This is a genomic window from Streptomyces sp. JHA26 (assembly GCF_002005565.1).
Lineage (GTDB): Bacteria > Actinomycetota > Actinomycetes > Streptomycetales > Streptomycetaceae > Streptomyces.
On the sequence record NZ_BDJC01000003.1, the window covers coordinates 136,368 to 156,907 of the forward strand.

15 protein-coding genes are annotated in these 20,540 nt (G+C 71.0%); 9 read left to right on the plus strand and 6 right to left on the minus strand.

Features of this window, described 5'->3' with window-relative positions; all coding sequences use genetic code 11:
• Genes JHAT_RS02840 through JHAT_RS02860 form a run of 5 tightly spaced genes read right to left on the minus strand, consistent with a single transcriptional unit; the run spans nucleotide 1 to nucleotide 5,416 of the window.
• Nucleotides 1-1,467, minus strand: coding sequence for a phosphotransferase (locus JHAT_RS02840; protein ID WP_171990713.1), 1,467 nt, complete (start codon nucleotides 1,465-1,467; stop codon nucleotides 1-3).
• 10 nt (nucleotides 1,468-1,477) lie between these two features.
• Entirely contained in the window at nucleotides 1,478-2,278 is an 801-nt protein-coding gene (locus JHAT_RS02845) for an ABC transporter permease (protein ID WP_077796417.1), read from the minus strand.
• Nucleotides 2,275-3,084 (minus strand): ABC-2 family transporter protein, encoded by an 810-nt coding sequence (locus JHAT_RS02850; RefSeq protein WP_077796418.1) that lies wholly within the window; start codon nucleotides 3,082-3,084, stop codon nucleotides 2,275-2,277. Before JHAT_RS02850 ends, JHAT_RS02845 begins: the two co-directional genes overlap by 4 nt.
• Nucleotides 3,081-4,127: an ATP-binding cassette domain-containing protein gene (locus tag JHAT_RS02855; RefSeq protein ID WP_077796419.1), complete on the minus strand. Its 1,047-nt coding sequence runs from the start codon at nucleotides 4,125-4,127 to the stop codon at nucleotides 3,081-3,083. The genes JHAT_RS02850 and JHAT_RS02855 overlap by 4 nt, the downstream gene beginning before the upstream one ends.
• Complete coding sequence (locus JHAT_RS02860; protein WP_077796420.1) at nucleotides 4,124-5,416, minus strand: aspartate aminotransferase family protein; 1,293 nt, start codon at nucleotides 5,414-5,416, stop codon at nucleotides 4,124-4,126. Before JHAT_RS02860 ends, JHAT_RS02855 begins: the two co-directional genes overlap by 4 nt.
• 259 nt (nucleotides 5,417-5,675) lie before the next feature.
• Here JHAT_RS02860 and JHAT_RS02865 point away from each other — a divergent pair, with 259 nt between their 5' ends.
• Together JHAT_RS02865 and rfbB are read left to right on the plus strand one after the other, a co-directional pair.
• A complete protein-coding gene (locus JHAT_RS02865; RefSeq protein WP_077796421.1) occupies nucleotides 5,676-6,743 on the plus strand; it encodes a glucose-1-phosphate thymidylyltransferase in 1,068 nt (355 codons plus the stop codon).
• Nucleotides 6,740-7,717 (plus strand): dTDP-glucose 4,6-dehydratase, encoded by a 978-nt coding sequence (gene rfbB / locus JHAT_RS02870; RefSeq protein WP_077796422.1) that lies wholly within the window; start codon nucleotides 6,740-6,742, stop codon nucleotides 7,715-7,717. Before JHAT_RS02865 ends, rfbB begins: the two co-directional genes overlap by 4 nt.
• Nucleotides 7,718-7,787: 70 nt before the next feature.
• On the opposite strand, the gene JHAT_RS02875 is transcribed toward rfbB, so the two are convergent.
• Nucleotides 7,788-8,825, minus strand: coding sequence for a LacI family DNA-binding transcriptional regulator (locus JHAT_RS02875; protein ID WP_077796423.1), 1,038 nt, complete (start codon nucleotides 8,823-8,825; stop codon nucleotides 7,788-7,790).
• Nucleotides 8,826-9,066: 241 nt separating this feature from the next.
• Between JHAT_RS02875 and JHAT_RS02880 the strand changes: the two genes are divergently transcribed.
• The 7 genes from JHAT_RS02880 to JHAT_RS02910 all read left to right on the plus strand — a co-directional run bounded on the left by JHAT_RS02880 (nucleotide 9,067) and on the right by JHAT_RS02910 (nucleotide 20,441).
• Nucleotides 9,067-10,341 (plus strand): extracellular solute-binding protein, encoded by a 1,275-nt coding sequence (locus JHAT_RS02880; protein ID WP_077796424.1) that lies wholly within the window; start codon nucleotides 9,067-9,069, stop codon nucleotides 10,339-10,341.
• A 26-nt stretch (nucleotides 10,342-10,367) separates the two neighbouring features.
• Nucleotides 10,368-11,390, plus strand: coding sequence for a carbohydrate ABC transporter permease (locus JHAT_RS02885; protein ID WP_077796425.1), 1,023 nt, complete (start codon nucleotides 10,368-10,370; stop codon nucleotides 11,388-11,390).
• Entirely contained in the window at nucleotides 11,387-12,271 is an 885-nt protein-coding gene (locus tag JHAT_RS02890) for a carbohydrate ABC transporter permease (RefSeq protein ID WP_077796426.1), read from the plus strand. The genes JHAT_RS02885 and JHAT_RS02890 overlap by 4 nt, the downstream gene beginning before the upstream one ends.
• Before the next feature lie 27 nt (nucleotides 12,272-12,298).
• Nucleotides 12,299-13,984, plus strand: coding sequence for a glycoside hydrolase family 13 protein (locus JHAT_RS02895; RefSeq protein WP_077796427.1), 1,686 nt, complete (start codon nucleotides 12,299-12,301; stop codon nucleotides 13,982-13,984).
• Nucleotides 13,972-15,030, plus strand: a complete 1,059-nt coding sequence (locus tag JHAT_RS02900; protein ID WP_107481806.1) for a LacI family DNA-binding transcriptional regulator — start codon at nucleotides 13,972-13,974, stop codon at nucleotides 15,028-15,030. Before JHAT_RS02895 ends, JHAT_RS02900 begins: the two co-directional genes overlap by 13 nt.
• A 413-nt stretch (nucleotides 15,031-15,443) precedes the next feature.
• Nucleotides 15,444-17,150, plus strand: coding sequence for a carbohydrate-binding module family 20 domain-containing protein (locus JHAT_RS02905; protein WP_077796428.1), 1,707 nt, complete (start codon nucleotides 15,444-15,446; stop codon nucleotides 17,148-17,150).
• A gap of 150 nt (nucleotides 17,151-17,300) precedes the next feature.
• Nucleotides 17,301-20,441 (plus strand): alpha-amylase family glycosyl hydrolase, encoded by a 3,141-nt coding sequence (locus JHAT_RS02910; RefSeq protein WP_077796429.1) that lies wholly within the window; start codon nucleotides 17,301-17,303, stop codon nucleotides 20,439-20,441.
• Nucleotides 20,442-20,540: the final 99 nt, after the last annotated feature.

The window sequence follows — 20,540 nt, forward strand, 5'->3', positions numbered from 1 at the left end:
TCACGTCCTTGCTGGGAGGGTCGGGGCCGGGGTGCGGGCGCCGAGCGCGAGGGCGTGGCGCAGGTCGATCGCGGCGTGGTAGGGGCGGGCGTGGTCGGTGTTGTAGGCGAGTTCGTGCAGCAGCCGGTCCAGGTACAGCAGTCGGCGCAGGGGGTCGTCCACCGTGCGTCCGAGGAGCAGCCGCAGCACGTGCGCCCGCCAGACGTCGGCGGCGTGGAAGACCGGGCGCAGTGCGGAGCGCTGCCCTGGCGGCCGGTCGCCGGCGCCGTCCAGCGCGTCCCGCATCGTCTCCATGGAGTCGACGCCGAGGCGCCGTGCGCTCTCGAAGGCCGCCTCGTCGGCGGTGAAGTACTCCAGGGCGCGCTGGACGGCGACCAGGTCCTGGACCGGCGACTGCGCGGCCCAGCCCGCCTCGTCGGGGCCGAGGGCGGGGGTGGACATGTCGATGACGTTCATCGACCAGCCTCCGTCGTCGCGCGGCCGACACAGCAGGTGGGACAGGTGCAGGTCGCCGTGGCACGGCCCTGAGGGGAACCCCGCAGGGGCGGCGTCGAAGGCGCTCCGCAGCGCGGCGGTCTCCTGCCGCAGGGCCGTGAAGGCGGCGGTGCGCGGGGCCTCGGGCAGGTCGATGTCCGCCGAGGCCAGTGCGTCCGTGCGGGTGGTGGCCCGGGCCAGCATCTCCCGTACCGGGTACGGCGGCACGGGACCCCGGCCGAGCCGGCCGGCCAGGTCGCGGTGGAAGCCGGCCAGGAAGCGCCCGGCGTCGCGCAGGTTGTCCGCGAGCGGGCGCAGGTGTGCCCGCACGACGTCGTCGAGTGAGCCGGGGGCCCGTCCGCCGGTCACCTTCGGCCACAGGGACCGCATGCTGTGTCTCAGCGGCAGGTCGATCCCGTCTCCGGGGGCGTATCGGTAGAACACCCCCAGCGGGCGGTGGGTGCCGTCCGCCGGGTCGACGTAGGCGTAGTCGCCCGCCCAGTCGGGGGTGCGGCCGGTCCCGTTCATCAGCCGCAGGAGTTCCGGCTCCCGGACGGTCTCGTCCAGCCGCCGGTAGGTCTTGTGGACGTAGGCAGTCCCGTCGTTCTCCACCAGGGACAGCACGTTGGAGGACCAGCCCCGCTCGAACGGCAGCCGGCGCACCGAGTGCGCGGTGAGTCCCGCACCGCGGAAGAGCACCCGGCCGCCGCGGGCGGTGGGCAGCCGGCGTCCGGCGCGGACCGCGTCCAGCACGGCGGAGTCGAACTCGACGCTTCCGTGCGCCTCTTCGGCGCCGTGCCCCGTGGGTGCGGACCGCACCGGCACGAAGTAGCGCCGCCCCGACGCCGGCCCGCCGACGGCGGCCACGACCAGCAGGCGGGCGGTGGCGCCGAGGTCCGCGTGGTCGACGCACTCGAAGCGCTCGGCCCGCCGACCGTCCTCGGGCATCCACGGGGCGGTGCGCAGCAAGGGGACCAGATCGTCGTTTCTCATCATGCCAGGCTCAACTTCCGGTCATTTCGTAGCGGTTGACGCCGCGGCGCCAGACGGTCAGCGCGAGGGCCAGGGCGCCGGCGGTCACCACGGGCAGCCAGCCGAGCAGGCCGGTCCCGCCGCTCAGCAGGTAGACGCAGGGCACGTAGGCGGTGAAGGCGAAGGGCAGGACCCAGGTGAGCAGGGCCTTCAGCGAGGGGTGGTAGATGTCCAGGGGGTAGGCGGAGAACTCCGACACCTGGTTGGCCGCGTACATCGCGGGCATGCTCGTCACCGTCCAGAAGGACAGGGAGGCGAAGAGCAGCTTCACCGAGGTGTGCAGCAGCGCCCCGCACAGCACCAGCACGGGCGCCAGCACCCACTGCACGGGGCTGAGCGACAGGCCGAGCTCGCTCCCCGCGTATCCCACCAGGACGGCGCCGACGACGAGCTCGCCGAGCCCGTCGGGGTGGAAGAAACGCTCCGACAGCAAGGAGAACAGCGGGTCGACCGGCCGGACGAGGTAGCGGTAGAACTCCCCGCGCTGGACCAGTTTGCGGCCCAGTTCCCACAACTGGTCGGTGAAGAGGTGGTCGAGCCCGCGCGGCAGCAGGGAGAACCCCAGCAGGAACAGCACCTCGTGGTACGACCAGCCGCCCACGGCGGGGACCTGCCGGAAGACGAGGCCGACGACCGCCGTCTGGATGCCGACCCGCACCAGGAAGGCGCCCGCGCCGAGCATGAAGTCCATGCGGTACGCGGCCAGCCGGTGCAGGCCCACCCCGCCCAGGAACCAGGCCAGCCGCAGGTACCGCGTCATGGTGCGCGTCATCCGCCGAGCACCTCCAGCCGTCCCAGGGCGGCGCGCCACAGCGCGGCGCACAGCAGCGACAGCCCGGCCGCCCAGGCCGCCTGCTGGACGAGCACCCCGGCGGCGTCCGTCCAGCCGTCGTAGCGGCCGAGCAGCAGGGTCAGCGGACCGTCGACCATGCCGCGGAAGGGCAGGGCCTTCGCGAGCGCGGCCAGCGGGCCCGGCATCAGCGCGAGCGGCACGAGCTGTCCGGCGAAGAAGGCGACGACGCTCTGCTTGACCATCCGCACGCCCCAGGTGTTGGTGGTGAGGAAACCGGTCATGCCGGTCAGCAGGTTCACGCAGAACGCCAGCAGCACCGACAGGACGGTGGAGAAGGCGAACAGCAGCAGGTCCACCGGCCGGGGCGCGGTGAGCGGGACGAGCAGCGCGAACAGGCCGAGGACCGGCAGGCCGACCAGGACGGCGTTGGCCCCCACCACGGGCAGGCAGGCGAAGAACCGCATCACCGGGTAGCTGACGGGGCGCACCAGCATGACCGCGACGTCACCCCGGTACACCTCGGCCGCGACCTCGTCGTCCACCCGGTTGGTGTGCAGCACCTGCAGGATCTGGGCCACCAGCAGGTAGGTGGTGATGTCCTCCACGGTGAAGCCGCCGGGTCCGCGGCCGGGTGTGCCCGCGTACACGGCGCGCCACAGGAAGACGGTCACCGCCGCGCCGGCGGCCGCGGTCATCGCGGTCATCGCGAACATCGAGCGGTACTGCAGCAGGGACTGCAGGCCGCTGGTGGCGAACGGCGTGTAGCGGCGCAGGCGGGCGGTCATGCGGCACCGTCAGGTGTACGGCCGGCCCCGTCGGGTGTGTCGCCGGGAACGCGTGCGCGGCCGTAGATCCTGCGGAGCACGTCCTCCAGGCCGGGTTCGGGGGCGTACCAGTCGGCGAGGTCGAAGCGGTCCAGGAGGAAGGTGAGGACCTGCCGGGAGGTGTAGCGGCCGGTCGGGTAGTCGACGCGGGTGCGGCCGCCGTCGTCCGGTGTGGCGCGCACGCCCGGCAGACCGGCCTCGATGCGGGCGCGGACGGTACCGGCCGCGGTGCCGTCCCGGTGGTCGAAGACGACCGAGCGGTGGTCGGCGGTGCGCAGCAGGTCCTTCAGGGTCCCCTGGTGGACGACCCGGCCGTGGTCGACGACCAGGGCGCTGTCGCAGATCGCGCCGATGTCGGCGATGTCGTGGCTGGTGAGCACCACGGTGGTGCCCAGCTCCCGGTGGGCGCGGTTGACCAGGTGGCGCACCGCGTCCTTGAGCACCATGTCGAGGCCGATGGTGGGCTCGTCCCAGAACAGGACGGCGGGGTCGTGCAGCAGGCTCGCCGCGATCTCGGCGCGCATGCGCTGGCCGAGGCTCAGCTGCCGTACGGGGGTCGAACCCAGCGCGTCGATGTCGAGGAGCTCGCGGAACAGGTCGAGGTTGCGCCGGTAGACCGGCTCGGGGATGTCGTAGACGCGGCGCAGGATGCGGAAGGAGTCCGGCACCGACAGGTCCCACCACAGCTGGCTGCGCTGGCCGAAGACGACGCCGATGGTGCGGGCGTTGCGCTGCCGGTGCCGGTACGGCTCCAGGCCGGCGACCGTGCAGCGGCCGGAGGTGGGGGTCATGATGCCGGTCAGCATCTTGATCGTGGTCGACTTGCCGGCCCCGTTGGCGCCGATGTAGGCCGTCTTGGTGCCGGCCGGTATCTCGAAGGAGACGTCGTCGACCGCACGCACCACGCGGTGGCGGCGGGTGAGGAGGGTGGAGAGGCTACCGAGCAGGCCGGGTTTGCGTTCGGCCAGCCGGAACTCCTTGACGAGGCGCTCCGCCACGATCACGCGATCACCCGTTCGAGGGCCTTCTCCAACAGCCGCAGACCCTCCTCGAGCAGGGCCTCGTCGAGTGTGAACGGCGGGGCCAGGCGCAGGATGTGGCCTCCGAGGGAGGCGCGCAGTCCCAGGTCCAGGGCCGTGGTGTAGACGGCCCGGGCCGTCTCCGGCGCGGGTGTGCGGGCGGCGGGATCGGTGACGAACTCCAGGCCCCACAGCAGTCCGAGGCCGCGCACCTGGCCCAGCCGGTCGAAGCGGGACTCCAGGACGCGCAGCCGGTCCTCCATGATCTCGCCGAGGACGCGTACGCGGTCGATCAGCCGGTCGCGCTCGACGACCTCGAGCGTGGCGCGGGCGGCGGCGATGCCCAGCGGGTTGCTCGCGTACGTCGAGGCGTACGCCCCCGAGGTGGCCGCTTCCGGCCTGCGCAGCAGCTCCGCACGGCCGGCGAGAACGGCGAAGGGGAACCCGCTCGCGGTGCCCTTGGACAGCATCGCAAGGTCCGGTTCGACGCCGAAGAGGTCACTGGCGAGGAAGGCCCCCGTACGTCCGCCGCCGGTGAGCACCTCGTCCGCGACGAGCAGGACGCCGCCCTCCCGGCAGGCGTCCGCGATGCGTTCCCAGTAACCCGGCGGCGGCACGATGACCCCCGCCGCGCCGAGGACGGGTTCGAAGACCAGCGCGGAGACGTTGGGCTTCTCGGCGATGTGCCGGCGCACCAGCGTCGCGCAGCGCACGTCGCACGACGGGTACTCCAGCTCCAGGGGGCAGCGGTAGCAGTAAGGGCTGTAGCCCAGCACGCTGTTGCCGCTGAACGCCTGGTGGCCGATGTCCCAGTGCACGAGCATCCTGGCCCCCATGGTCTTGCCGTGGAAGCCGTGCCGCAGGGCGCCGATCCGGTTGCGTCCCGGCGGCGCGGTCGCCTGGACGACCCGCAGTGCGGCCTCGACCACCTCCGCGCCGGTGGAGAAGAACGCGTAGGTGTCGAGCCGCTCGGGCAGCAGCCTGGCGAGCAGGTCCAGCAGGCCGGCGCGGTCCGGAGTGGCGCTGTCGTGGACGTTCCACAGACGGCGGGCCTGGGCGGTGAGCGCCTCGACCACCTCCGGGTGCCCGTGGCCCAGGGACTGGGTGAGGGTGCCGGCGGCGAAGTCGAGGTACTGGTTGCCGTCGAGGTCGGTCAGCACGGGACCGTGCCCCTCGGCGAACACCCGGCGTCCGTGAACGGCTTCCTCGGAAGCGCCCGGCGCCAGATGCCGGGCCTCCCGGGCCAGGTGCTGGGTCTGCCGTAAACCTGTCATCGCTGTCCCTGCTCGTCGGACCGGCTGTACGCGATCACCGGCGAACTGCGGTGTGACACACCACGGTTGGCGGTTCGACTTGAGTCAAACACTTGAACACAGATGACTGCAAGGCTTTGCGGATCGTTTCAGAAAGTTGTTGCGAGGGGGCGCGGCAGTCTGCTTGAGTCGATGTGCCCACGGCGACGCCACGCCTCTCATGCGAGGAGAGACCTGTGAGAAAACGCCCCCCGACCGGTCCGCCCCCGCGGAGGCCGAGGTGAAGGCCCTGGTCCTGGCAGGTGGAACCGGCAGCAGACTGAGGCCGTTCACGCACACCGGCGCCAAGCAGCTGCTCCCCATCGCCAACAGACCCGTGCTGTTCTACGCGCTGGACTCCCTCGCCGCGGCGGGCATCCGGGAAGTCGGCGTCGTCGTGGGGTCGCACGGCCGCGAGATCCGCGAACTGACCGGTGACGGTACGGAGTTCGGGTTACGCATCACCTACCTGCAACAGTCCCGCCCGCTCGGCCTCGCGCACGCGGTGCGCATCGCCCGCGACTTCCTCGGTGACGACGACTTCCTGCTGTACCTGGGCGACAACTACCTCCCGCAGGGGGTCACCGACTTCGTGCGTCTTGCCGCCGCCGATGCCGCGGCGGCCCGGCTGCTGCTGACCCCCGTAGCGGACCCCTCCGCGTTCGGAGTCGCGGAGGTCGACGCCGAAGGGAACGTGCTGCGCCTGGAGGAGAAGCCCGACACTCCGCGCAGCGCGCTCGCCCTCATCGGCGTGTACGCCTTCAGCCCGGCCGTGCACGAGGCGGTGCGCGCCATCGCCCCCTCGGCACGCGGCGAGCTGGAGATCACCCACGCCGTGCAGTGGATGGTCGACCAAGGGCTGCGCGTGCGTGCCGAGACCACCACCCGGCCCTGGCGCGACACCGGCAGCGTGGAGGACATGCTGGAGGTCAACCGCCACGTCCTCGACGGGCTGGAGGGCCGGATCGAGGGCAAGGTCGACGCGCACAGCACGCTGATCGGCCGGGTCCGGGTGGCCGAGGGCGCGGTGGTGCGCGGGTCACGCGTCGTCGGCCCGGTGGTCATCGGCGCGGGCGCCGTCGTCAGCAACTCCAGCGTCGGCCCGTACACCTCCGTCGGGGAGGACTGCCGGGTCGAGGACAGTGCCGTCGAGTACTCCGTCCTGCTGCGCGGTGCGCAGGTCGAGGGGGCGTCCCGCATCGAGGCGTCCCTCATCGGCCGCGGCGCCGTCGTGGGCCCGGCCCCCCGTCTTCCGCAAGCTCACCGTCTGGTGATCGGCGACCACAGCAAGGTGTACCTCACCCCATGAACGCAGCGATCCTCGTCACCGGCGGGGCGGGTTTCATCGGCTCCGCCTACGTCCGCCACCTCCTGTCGCCCCGAGGACCCGGGGGCACGGCGGTGACCGTCCTCGACAAACTCACCTACGCCGGCAGCCTCGCACGCCTCCACGCGGTGCGCGACCACCCCGACCTCACCTTCGTCCAGGGCGACGTGTGCGACGCGTCCCTGGTGGACGCGCTGGCCCGACGCCACGACCAGATCGTGCACTTCGCCGCCGAGTCGCACGTCGACCGTTCCATCGCCGACGGCGACGCCTTCACCCGCACCAATGTGCTGGGCACCCAGGTGCTGCTCGACGCCGCGCTCCGCCACGGCGTGCGCACCTTCGTGCACGTCTCCACCGACGAGGTGTACGGCTCCCTCCCCCAAGGGGCCGCCAAGGAGAGCGATCCCCTGCGGCCCACCTCGCCGTACGCGGCGTCGAAGGCGGCCTCGGACCTGGTCGCCCTGGCCCATCACCGCACGCACGGACTGGACGTCCGGGTGACCCGCTGCTCGAACAACTTCGGGCCCCACCAGCACCCGGAGAAGCTCATCCCGCGCTTCCTGGCCCGCCTGCTGTCCGGCGGCACCGTCCCGCTCTACGGCGACGGACGGTACGAGCGCGACTGGCTGTACGTCGACGACCACGTCCGGGCCGTCGAACTCGTCCGCGTGTCGGGCCGGCCGGGGGAGGTCTACAACATCGGGGGCGGCACCTCGCTGTCCAACCTGGAGCTCACGCACCGGCTGCTCGCCCTGTGCGGCGCGGGCCCGGAGCGGATCGAACACGTCGAGGACCGCAAGGGGCACGACCGGCGCTACGCGGTCGACCACGGCAAGATCACCGTCGAACTCGGATACCGGCCCCGCACCGACTTCGCGGCCGCCCTGGCCGAGACCGCCCAGTGGTACGAGCGCCACGCGGACTGGTGGCGTCCGCTGCTCGCGTCCGCGTGACGCCGGGCCGGACCGGGACCACGGGACCTCGGCCGCTCCGGCGTGTCGTGTCCGGGCGGTGGCCGGCGGGTCAGTGCCGGTCCGGCGGGCGCCGGCCGTCCCGCGGAGTGGCGGCGGTGGACCCCCGGACCACCAGTTCCGGCATGAGGACGAACTCGGTGCGCGGCGGCGGCGTTCCGGACATCTCCTCCAGCAGCGCGTCCACGGCGATCTGCCCCATCGCCTTGACGGGCTGTCTGATCGTGGTCAGCGGAGGGTCGGTGAAGGCGATGAGCGGCGAGTCGTCGAAGCCGACGACCGAGAGGTCGCCGGGAACCGCAAGGCCTCTCTGGCGCGCGGCCCGGACGGCGCCGAGGGCCATCATGTCGCTGGCGCACACGACGGCCGTGCACCCCCTGTCGATCAGTGCGGACGCCGCCGCCTGGCCGCCTTCCAGGGAGAACAGCGAGTGCTGGATCAGTTCCCCGGCCTCCTGCGCAGACAGCCCCAGGTGCTCGTGCATACCGACGCGGAAACCCTCGATCTTGCGCTGGACCGGCACGAAGCGCTCCGGCCCGAGCGCGAGCCCGATGCGCTCGTGTCCCAGCTCGGCCAGATGCGCCACGGCCAGACGCATGGCGGCCCGGTCGTCCGGGGAGACGAAGGGCGCCTCGATCCGGGGGGAGAACCCGTTGACGAGCACGAAGGGCACCCGCTGCTGGTGCAGCCGGTCGTAGCGTCCGGTGTCTGCGGTGGTGTCGGCGTGCAGCCCGGAGACGAAGACGATGCCGGCCACTCCGCGGCCCACGAGCATCTCGGTGAGTTCGTCCTCGGTCGAACCCCCCGGCGTCTGCGTGGCCAGGACGGGCGTGTACCCCCGGCGCGTGAGCGCCTGCCCCATCACTTCGGCCAGCGCGGGGAAGACGGGATTGTCCAGCTCCGGTGTGATCAGGCCGACCAGCTCCGCACGCCGCTGCCGTGACGGGTACTCGTACCCCAGCGTGTCGAGTGCGGCGAGCACGGAGTCGCGGGTGTCCGTGGCCACACCGCGCGCGCCGTTGAGCACGCGGCTGACCGTGGCCTTGCTGACGCCCGCCTGGGCTGCGATGTCGGCGAGCCGCATGGTCATGGCAGGGCACTTTACCCGCTGGCCGCCGCTGTGCCCACTGCGTGGGGAAACGACGGGGCTGCGCAGTACGCCTGTCCGTCGTCCGCACAATGTCTGAAAATGCTTGCAGTAAATTGCCGCAACGTCTTTCGGTGCTCTTTCGTCCCTGTTACGTTCCTGGCAACCCCGGCGCCGCACAGGAGCGGTTGGCGTGAGGCCTCGACGCCTCCGCCCAATTCCGGGAAGAATCAGGGGAGTTGACATGCGGCGTGGCATTGCGGCCACCGCGCTGGTCGCGGCTCTGGCCATGACGGCTTCGGCATGTGGCGGGGACGACGACGGCCGGAACGGTGTCGGCGGGGGCAGCGGGGAGCTGTCGGGAACCGTCACCTTCTGGGACACCTCCAACGAGGCGGAGAAGGCGACGTACCAGGCCCTCGCGGAACGTTTCGAGAAGGAGCACCCGAAGGTCGACGTCAAGTACGTCAACGTGCCGTTCGGCGAGGCGAACGCCAAGTTCAAGAACGCGGCGGGCGGCAACTCCGGTGCCCCGGACGTGATGCGCACGGAGGTGGCCTGGGTCGCGGACTTCGCCAGCATCGGCTACCTCGCCCCGCTCGACGGCACGGCCGCCCTCGACGACGCGTCGGACTACCTCCCGCAGGCCGCGGCCAGCACGAAGTACGAGGGGAAGACCTACGCGGTCCCGCAGGTGATCGACACCCTGGCGCTCTTCTACAACAAGGAGTTGCTGAAGAAGGCCGGCGTCCCGGCACCCGCCTCCGTCGCCGAGCTGAAGACGGCCGCCGCCAGGATCAAGGAGAAGACCGGCGCAACCGGCCTCTACCTGCGGGGCGACGACCCGTACTGGTTCCTGCCCTACCTCTACGGCGAGGGCGGCGACCTGGTCGACGAGAAGAACAAGACCGTCACCATCGACGACGGGCCCGGTGTGAAGGCGTACCGGATCCTCAAGGACCTGGTGGACAGCGAAGCGGCCATCACGGACGCGTCCGACGGCTGGAACAACATGCAGAACGCCTTCAAGTCGGGCAAGGTCGCCATGATGCTCAACGGGCCGTGGGCCATCGAGGACGTCAGGGCGGGAGCCCGGTTCAAGGATCCCGCCAACCTCGGAGTGGCCCCCGTCCCGGCCGGCAGCGCCGGTCAGGGATCACCTCAGGGCGGGTGGAACCTGTCGGTGTACGCCGGCTCGAAGAACCTCGACGCCTCCTACGCCTTCGTGAAGTACATGAGCTCCGCCGAGGTGCAGCAGGAGACCACCGAGAAGCTGAGCCTGCTCCCCACCCGCACCTCCGTCTACGAGGTGCCGGCCGTCGCGGACAACGAGATGGTGAAGTTCTTCAAGCCGGCGGTCGACAAGGCCGTGGAGCGGCCGTGGATCGCCCAGGGCAACGCCCTCTTCGAGCCCATCCGGCTGCAGATGGCCAACGTGCTGGCCGGCAAGACCAGCCCGGACGAGGCGGCGTCGAGCACCGGCGACGCCTACCGCAAGCTGCTCAAGGACTACAAGTAGGCCACGGGAAGGCGGACCGACGACCCATGGCTGTCGAGACCGGCCAGTCGGTGACGAAGGCCGCGGGCACACAGGGTGCCCGCGGCCGGGCCCACCGCACCGGCCACAAGAATCCCAGGACCCCGGGGCGTCTGCGCAGGGCCCTGGCCACCCACTGGTACGCCTGGAGCATGGTCGCCCCCGTGGTGGCCGTGATCGGCGTGATCATCGGATACCCCCTCGCGCGCGGCGTCTGGCTGTCCTTCACCGACGCCAACGAGGCCAACGTCGAGCGCACCATCGGCGTCAACCACATCCCCGCGACGTACGAGCACGTCGGACTCGCCAACTACCGGGCGATCCTCGGTGACGGGGTCTTCTGGGACCGGCTCGGCTGGACCGTGGTGTGGACGGTCAGCTGCGTGGCGCTCTCCTTCGCCCTCGGGCTGTCCCTGGCCGTCATGCTCAACCGCACCTTCAAGGGCCGCACCCTGTACCGCACGGCCCTGGTCCTGCCCTGGGCGGTACCGGCGTTCGTCTCCGTGTTCACCTGGCGCCTGCTGTTCAACGAACGCAGCGGCCTGTTCAACGAACTGCTCACCGGCGCCGGGTTCGACCGGATCTCCTGGCTGAACGACCCCACCTGGGCGAAGATCTCCGTCATCGCGGTGAACGTCTGGGTGGGCGTGCCGTTCATGCTCATCGCCCTCCTCGGCGGCCTGCAGTCCATCCCCGGAGACCTCTACGAGGCCGCGGAGATGGACGGGGCGAGTCCCTGGCAGCGCTTCCGCCACATCACCCTGCCCGGACTGCGGTCCGTCTCGAGCACGGTCGTCCTGCTCAGCACCATCTGGACCTTCAACATGTTCCCGGTGATCTTCCTGCTGACCCGGGGCGGCCCGGGCGACGCCACCGAGATCCTGGTGACGTACGCCTACCGCCTGTCCTTCGTCATCAGCCCGCGGGACTACTCCACGTCCGCCGCCTGGGGCGTGCTGATCCTGCTCCTCCTGGCACTCGTCACCGCGGCCTACCGCCGCGCACTGCGCAAGCAGGGAGACACCTGGTGACCGACACGATCACGCGCACCCCCGTACGCACCGAGCCGCCGGCCTCCGCGCGCAAGCGCGGCGAGCGCGGCCCGCTGGCCTCGCTCGGACTGCACCTGACCCTGCTGACCGCCTCCGTCGTCGCGGTCTTCCCCCCGCTGTGGCTGCTGGCCACCTCCTTCAAACCGAAGACCGACGCGTTCGACACCTCGCTCGTCAAGGACTTCACGTTCGGCAACTACAGCCATGTCGTACGCGACACCGACTTCCTGTCCTGGCTGCAGAACTCGCTGGTCGTCGTCGGACTGACCACGCTGATCGGCGTCTTCATCTCCGCCACCACCGGCTACGCGGTGAGCCGTTTCCGCTTCCCCGGCATGCGCCCCCTGATGTGGATGCTCCTGCTCACCCAGATGTTCCCGGTCGCGGTGCTCATCGTGCCGCTGTACAACCTGCTCGCCGGCCTCGGGCTGCTCAACCAGCCGATCGGACTGGTCGTCACCTACCTCACCGTCGCCGTGCCGTTCTGCGCCTGGATGATGAAGGGCTACTTCGACGGCATCCCGGTCGAGATCGACGAAGCCGGCCGGGTCGACGGGCTCACCCCGTTCGGCACGTTCTGGCGGCTGGTGCTGCCCCTGGCCAAGCCGGGGCTCGCCGTCACCGCCTTCTACACCTTCATCACCGGCTGGGGCGAAGTGGCCTACGCGTCCGCCTTCATGACCGGCGAGGAGAACCTCACGCTCGCCGGAGGCCTCCAGACGTTCGTCAACCAGTACACGAGCGACTGGGGCGCACTGACCGCGGCCGCCGTGATCATCGCGGTCCCTGCCGCGATCGTCTTCGGACTCGTCCAGCGGCATCTCGTCTCCGGCCTGACCGCAGGCGCCACCAAGTCCTGACCGTCCCCCAACGCAGGCAGGAGAACCATGATCCAGTACCTTGCCGAACCCGGCACCCGTACCCGACCCTCCGGTCCCGGCGAGCGTCCGGGCTGGTGGCGGGAGGCCGTGATCTACCAGGTCTATCCCCGCAGCTTCGCCGACAGCGACGGCGACGGGGTGGGCGACCTCCAGGGCATCCGCTCCCGGCTGCCGTACCTGAGGGACCTCGGCGTCGACGCCGTCTGGCTCAGCCCCTTCTACGTCTCGCCCCAGGCCGACGGTGGTTACGACGTCGCCGACTACCGGGCCGTCGACCCCGTGTTCGGCACGCTGCTCGACGCGGACGAACTGATCCGCGACGCGCACGCCCTGGGGCTGCGCGTGATCGTCGACGTGGTCCCCAACCACTGTTCGGACCAGCACGACTGGTTCCAGCGCGCCTTACGTGAGGGCCCCGGCTCCCCGCTGCGCGACCGCTTCCACTTCCGGCCGGGACGCGGGACCGCCGGTGAGGCTCCGCCCAACGACTGGGAGTCCATCTTCGGCGGCCCCGCCTGGACGCGCACGAAGAACCCGGACGGCACACCGGGGGAGTGGTACCTCCACCTCTTCGCTCCCGAGCAGCCCGACTTCAACTGGGACAACCCGGCCGTGCGGGACGAGTTCCGCTCCGTCCTGCGCTACTGGCTCGACATGGGCGTCGACGGCTTCCGCGTCGACGTCGCCCACGGCCTGGTCAAGGCCGCAGGGCTGCCTGACATGGGGCGCACCGGGCAGCTGCAGCTGCTGGGCACCCAGTCACTGCCCTTCTTCGACCAGGACGGCGTGCACGAGATCTACCGGTCCTGGCGCAGGATCCTGGACGAGTACCCGGGAGAGCGCATCGGCGTCGCCGAGGCGTGGACACCGAGCGCCGAGCGCACGGCCAACTACCTGCGGGCGGACGAGCTGCACCAGGCGTTCAACTTCCACTACCTAGGAGCCGGCTGGGACGCCGGCGCCCTGCGCCGGGCCATCGACGAATGCCTCGACGCCATGCGCCCGGTGGGCGCGCCCAGCACCTGGGTGCTGTCCAACCACGACGTCGTCCGGCACACCACCCGCCTCGCCGTGGACGGTCCCGAGCAGGGGGTGCGCCGGGCCCGCGCGGCGACGCTGCTGATGCTGGCCCTGCCCGGGTCCGCCTACCTCTACCAGGGTGAGGAACTCGGCCTGCCGGAGGTGACCGACCTGCCGGACGAGGTGCGGCAGGACCCCTCGTTCTTCCGGGACAACGGGCAGGACGGGCTGCGGGACGGCTGCCGGGTACCGATCCCGTGGTCGGGGACCGAGGCGCCGTACGGCTTCGGACCCGTCGCGGGCGGACCGAGCTGGCTGCCGCAGCCGGAGAGCTGGAGGCACTTGTCGGTCGAGGCGCAGTCCGGCGACCCCGGCTCGACGCTGGAGCTCTACCGCAGCGCCCTGGCACTGCGCCGGGAGCACCCCGCCCTGGGCGCCGGCGAGGGAGTCGAGTGGCTGGAGGCCCCTGAGGGCGTCCTCGCCTTCCGCCGCACCGCGCGGGGCCCGGGCGACCAGACCTGGGCCGGCGACCTGGTCTGCACCGTCAACCTGACCGGTGCGCCGGTGCGGTGGACCCCGCAGGGGCGGCCGCTGCTCAGCAGCTGCGAGCCGGTGACCGAGGGCGACGCGGCCGGGCTCCCCGCGGACAGCACCGTCTGGTGGGCGGTGTGACCCTCTCCCTGACGCGGGGTGCCGAGCACGGCACCCCGCGGCTCACCGACATCGCCGCGCAGGCCGGGGTGAGTGAGGCCACGGCGAGCCGCGTGCTCAACGGGAAACCCGGAGTCGCCCCCGCCACCCGGCGGCGGGTGGTGGCCGCACTCGACGTACTCGGCTACGAGCGGCCCGTACGGCTGCGCCAGCGCAGCGCCGGCCTGATCGGGCTGGTGATCCCGGAGCTCACGAACCCGATCTTCCCGGCTTTCGCCCAGGTCATCGAGCAGGTGCTGGCCGGGCACGGATACACGCCCGTGCTGTGCACGCAGATGCCCGGCGGGTCCACCGAGGACGAACTGGTGGAGCAGATGGAGGACCGGGGCGTCACGGGCATCGTCTTCCTGTCCGGGCTGCACGCGGACACGACGGCCGACCCGGTCCGGTACCACAAACTCGCCTCCCGAGGACTGCCGTTCGTTCTGGTGAACGGCTACAACGAGCGCATCACGGCGTCCTTCGTGTCGTCCGACGACCGGTCCGCGGTACGGATGGCGGTGCGGCACCTGGCCGACCTGGGGCACACGCGGGTCGGACTGGCCGTCGGCCCCACCCGTTTCGTGCCGTCGCGGCGCAAGGCCGAGGGCTTCCTCGCGGCCGTGCGCTCCTTCTGCGGGATGCGGGCGGAAGAGGCCGAAGCGCACATCGAGCGCACCCTGTTCACGGTGGAGGGAGGCCACGCGGCCGCGGCGGCGCTGCTGGACGGGGGGTGCACCGGCCTGGTCTGCGGCAGTGATCTGATGGCCCTGGGGGCGATCCGCGCGGTGCGCGAACGGGGCCTGTCGGTTCCGCACGACGTCTCGGTGATCGGGTTCGACGACTCGCCGCTGATCCCGTTCACCGACCCGCCGCTCACCACCGTGCGTCAGCCGGTGCAGGCGATGGCGACCGCGGCGGTGGGGGCACTGCTGGAGGAGGTCGGCGGAACACCCGTTCAGCGGACCGAGTTCGTCTTCCAGCCGGAGCTGGTCGTGCGCGGTTCCACGGCGCGGCGCGGCGGGTGAGCGCACCGGCCCGGGGAGAGGCTCCGCAGCCGGCCCCGGTCGGGGCTGCGGGGCGGCATGAAGGCTGCGGAGCCCCGGCTGGAGCCCGGTCCGGCGGGCCGGGCGCGTGGGCTCCGACAGCTGTCGAGGCCTCCGGGCCGCCGGACCGGGCGGTGATTGAACGTAACACCTCTGAAACGCTTGCGAAAGTCTTTGCAGGGCGTCAATTTTCCCTCCTGCCAGTGATGTTGAGGTTTCCGGAGGGAAAAGCAAGAGTCCCGTCGTGAAGGGTTGACCGATGGTGAGGGGGCTCGTACGGTCTCGATCGCAACAACTTGCTGACGTGTTTCAGCAAGTCTCCCCACAGGCCTGTCGGGCAAGGCGCGTTGCTGCGTGAAGGCCTCTCATCCGCATCAGGTGGATCAGGAGGAACTATGGCCAACAAGACCGTGGCCACTGCACTCGCCCTTGTGGCGGGAGCCGCTGTGGTCGTCACGGCACCCGGGACCGCGCAGGCGGACCCGCCCGGCGACAAGGACGTCACCGCGGTGATGTTCGAGTGGAACTTCAACTCCGTCGCCAAGGCCTGTACCGACGACCTCGGGCCGGCCGGGTACGGGTACGTGCAGGTGTCGCCGCCGAACGAGCGGGTCCAGGGCCCGCAGTGGTGGACCGCCTACCAGCCCGTCAGCTACAGGATCGGCACGAAACTGGGCGACCGCACCGCCTTCAAGAACATGATCGACACCTGCCACGCCGCCGGCGTCAAGGTCGTCGTCGACACGGTCATCAACCACATGGCCAACAGCGCCGGCACCGGGACCGCGGGTTCCTCCTACAGCAAGTACAACTATCCCGGCCTGTACTCGCCGTCCGACCTGGACGACTGCACGAGGGACATCGACAACTACGGGGACAGCTGGAACGTCCACCACTGCGAACTGTCCGGCCTGCCCGACCTGGACACCGGCGAGGAGTACGTCCGCAAGACGATCGCCGGGTACCTGAACGACCTGCTGTCCCTCGGGGCGGACGGCTTCCGCGTCGACGCGGCCAAGCACATCCCACCGGGTGACCTCGCCAACATCAAGGGCCGGCTCAGCAACCCGGGTGTCTACTGGAAGCAGGAGACCATCGGGGCGCCCGGCGAGGCCGTGCAGCCCGGCCAGTACACCGGCACCGGTGACGTCCAGGAGTTCTCCTTCGCCAAGGACCTGAAGCGCGTCTTCTCCGGCGAGAAGCTGGCGTACCTGAAGAACTTCGGGGAGGCCTGGGGCTACGTCCCCAGCGGCAAGGCCGCCACCTTCGTGACCAACCACGACACCGAGCGCCACAACACGACGCTGACCTACAAGGACGGGGCCAACTACACCCTCGCCCACGTCTTCATGCTGGCCTGGCCGTACGGCTCACCGGACGTCCACTCCGGCTACGAGTTCAGCAGCGACGCGGGCAGCCCCAACGACGGCCAGGTCAACGCCTGCTACACCGACGGGTGGAAGTGCCAGCACGCCTGGCGCGAGATCGCGAGCATGGTCGAGTTCCGCAACACCGCCGGCAGCGCGGGCGTGACCAACTGGTGGGACAACGGCAACAACGCCATCGCCTTCGGCCGCGGTGACAAGGCCTACGTCGCGATCAACCACGAGTCCGGCTCGCTCAACCGCACCTTCCAGACGTCGCTGCCCGCCGGCACCTACTGCGACGTCCAGAGCGGCAAGCCCGTCACCGTGAACGGCTCCGGGCAGTTCACCGCGACCCTCGGCGGCAACACGGCGCTCGCCCTGCACACGGGGGCGACCAGCTGCTCCGACACCGGCCCCGGCCCGAACCCGGACCCTGAGACCACGGCCGGCGCCTCGTTCAGCGTGGACGCCACCACCGCCTGGGGCGAGAACATCTACGTCACCGGCGACAACGCCGCGCTCGGCAGCTGGAACCCCGCCGCCGCCCTCAAGCTCGACCCGGCGACCTACCCCGTGTGGAAGCTCGACGTCGCCCTCCCGGCCGGCACCTCCTTCGCGTACAAGTACCTGCGCAAGGACGCCTCCGGCAACGTCACCTGGGAGAGCGGCGCCAACCGCACCGCCACCGTCCCATCCAGCGGCAAGACGCTCCTGAGCGACTCCTGGCGCAGCTGAACCAGGCAAGCGCTCCGTCTCGCCGACCGAAGGACCGCCCGGCCCGCCTCCTCCAAGGCGTACCGGGCGGCCCGCCTTGTCCGCGCCGGCTCCCGCCGCCGCGCACCGGGCGGCCCGTCCCGTTCGACCGGTGAGGAGAAGAAAGGCCCCATGACCGGTTTACCGTCCCGGCGCAGAACCGCCCGATTGTCGGCCGTCGCACTGATCCTGTCCGTGCTGCCGGCCCTCCCGTCCACCACTCCGTCCGCGGACGCCGCGACCCCGCGACCGCCGTCCGATCACGCGCTCGCCCGCACACCGGCGCGCCCCGCCCCGTCGCGCGAGCAGTTCTACCTGGTGCTGCCCGACCGCTTCGCCAACGGGACCACCTCCAACGACGAGGGAGGCCTGACCGGCGGCCGCTCGCAGACCGGCCACGACCCGACCGACAAGCACTTCTACCAGGGCGGTGACCTGAGGGGCCTGATCGAGAAGCTCGACTACATCAAGGGCCTGGGCACCACCGCACTCTGGATGGCCCCGGTCTTCAAGAACCGGCCGGTGCAGACCATGAGCGGCACCGAGATGGCCAGCTACCACGGCTACTCCATCACCGACTTCACCCGGGTCGACCCGCACTTCGGCACCAACGCCGAACTGGCGGAACTCGTCGACAAGGCCCACGCCAAGGGCATGAAGGTCTTCTTCGACGTCATCACCAACCACACCGCCGACACCGTCGACTACGCGGAGAAGACGTACGGCTACCGCTCCAAGGGAGCGTTCCCCTACCTGGACGCCGAGGGCCGACCCTTCGACGACAGCTCCGGCATGCGCGAGGTCGACGAGGACGGCCTCCCGTACACGCCGCGCCCCCGCCCCGGCGAGCACGACGCCAAGGTGCCGGCGTGGCTGAACGACCCCACGATGTACCACAACCGGGGTGACTCCACCTTCGCCGGTGAGAGCGCCCTGTACGGCGACTTCAAGGGCAACGACGACCTGTGGACCGAACGGCCCGAGGTCGTCGAGGGCATGCGGCGGATCTACGAGACGTGGGTCAGGGACTTCGGCATCGACGGCTTCCGCGTCGACACGGCGAAGAACGTCAACATGGCCTTCTGGACCCAGTGGGCCACGGCGCTGGACGCCTACGCGGCCCGGCAGGGGAAGCGGGACTTCTTCATCTTCGCGGAGGCCTTCTCGGCCGACCCCGTCGTCATGGCGCCCTACCTGACCGAGGGCCGGCTCGACGCCACGCTCGACTTCCCGCTGCAGGCCGCGCTCCGCAACTACGCGTCGCGCGGCGGTCCCACGCGCGACCTCGCGCACGTCCTGGCCCAGGACCACCGCTACACCACCGACAAGGCCAACGCCTACGGCGAGGTGACCTTCCTCGGCAGTCACGACATGGGGCGCATCGGGAGCTTCGTCAGCCAGGACAACCCGGGCGCGGGCGATGCCGAGCTGCTGCGCCGTGACCGGTTCGCCCATGAGCTGATGTTCCTGTCGCGGGGCAATCCGGTGATCTACGCGGGTGACGAGCAGGGCTTCACCGGATCGGCGGACGATGTGTACGCCCGGCAGACGCTGTTCGCGTCGAAGGTCCCGGAGTATCTGGACGACGACCAGATCGGCACGGAGCGTACGCACGCCTCGGACGCGTACGACCCGGCGCATCCGTTGTACCGGTCGATCGCTTCCCTTTCACAGCTGACGAAACGGCATCCGGCGTTGCGTGACGGTGTGCAGGAGGAGCGGTACGCGGACGACGGTCCGGGTGTGTACGCGTTCTCGCGCACGGATGCGAAACAGCGGGTCGAGTACGTCGTCGCGGTGAACAACGCGGACCGTACCCGGACGGTCGGGGTGCCGACGTACACGGCGGGGATGGACTTCCGCGGTGTGTACGGGTCGTCGGTGCGGGTGCGCAGCGGCGCGGACCGGAAGGTGCGGGTGGAGGTGCCGCCGCTGTCCGCGGTGGTGCTGAAGGCGGCCAGGCCGCTGGCCACTCCGGCCACCGGGCCGTCGGTGTCGGTGCGGGCTCCGGCGGCCGGTGCGACCGGTGACGTGGAGGTCTCCGCCGAGGTGGACGGCGGCGGGCTGAACCGGGTGGTGTTCGCCGCCCAGGCCGGTAACGGGCCCTGGCGCACTCTGGGTTCGGCCGACCACGCCCCGTACAGGGTGACCCAGCACCTGCCGGACACGGTGCGTGCCGGGACGCCGCTGCGCTACAAGGCCGTCGTCGTCGACCACGCGGGACGCACCGCGAGCGACACCGCCGCCACCACCGCCGGACAACCCCCCGCCCCCGAGAAACCGACCGCGAAGCGACACCATGCGGTCGTCCACCACCGGCGCGCGGACGGCGACTACGACGGCCTGCTGCTGCGGACCGCCGACGGTACGACGGCCCGGTTCACCGGCCGCGACGCCTACGGGGCCTTCGCGTGGATCACCCCCGGCTCCGGTACCGGCGCCATCCGGTTCACCGTCGAGAAGGACGGAGTCCCCGACGGACCCGAGCGCGTCCTCGACGTCGCCGTGTCCGGCGAGGTGTGGACCGAGCAGAACAACGCGACGGTCCTGAAGGCCAGGCCCAAGTCCGCCTACCCGCCCCAGGACGGCACCAAGGCCGTGCTGCACTACCACCGGCCCGACGGCGACTACGAGGGGTGGGGACTGCACACCTGGACGGGGTCCGCCGACCCGCCCGAGTGGAACGACCCCATCCTGCCGGTGCGCGAGGACCCCTTCGGGCTCGTCTTCGAGGTGCCGCTGAACGACGGGGCCGCCTCCCTCAGCTACATCCTGCACAAGGGGCAGGAGAAGGACATCCCCGACGACGAGGCCCTCGACTTCTCCCTCTACGGGCACGAGGTCTGGCGCGTGGCGGGCGACCCCACCTATCTGACGCCCTCTCCCGGTGGCGCCTTCGGCCTCGACCTGCGCGCGGCGGAGGCCACCTGGATCGGTGACGACACCGTCGTGTGGGCGGGTGAGGGCAGCGGCGTGGCCAGTCAGCAACTGGTGTACGCCACCGAGGGCGACCTCACGATCGAGAACGGCGCACTGACCGACGAGGGACAGTGGCTGCGGCTCGTACCGACCGAGCTGACCGAGACCCAGAGGTCCCGCTACCCCCAGTACGCACAGGCCTCGGCGTTCCGCGTGGACCCGCGGGACCGCGACCGCGTCGGCCAGGCACTCCGCGCCCGGCTGATCGCCACCCAACGCGCCGACGACGGGGCCCTGCTGGGCGCCACCGGCGTGCGCATCGAAGACACCCGACCGGAAGGAACCGGCAAGTGATCGGCTCGCTCCCAGACCGAAGAGGCCGAAGAAGACGAAGAGGCCGCCCCGGCGGCACGAACCACGGAACCGTGCCGGGACCCACGGCCGGCCCTACGA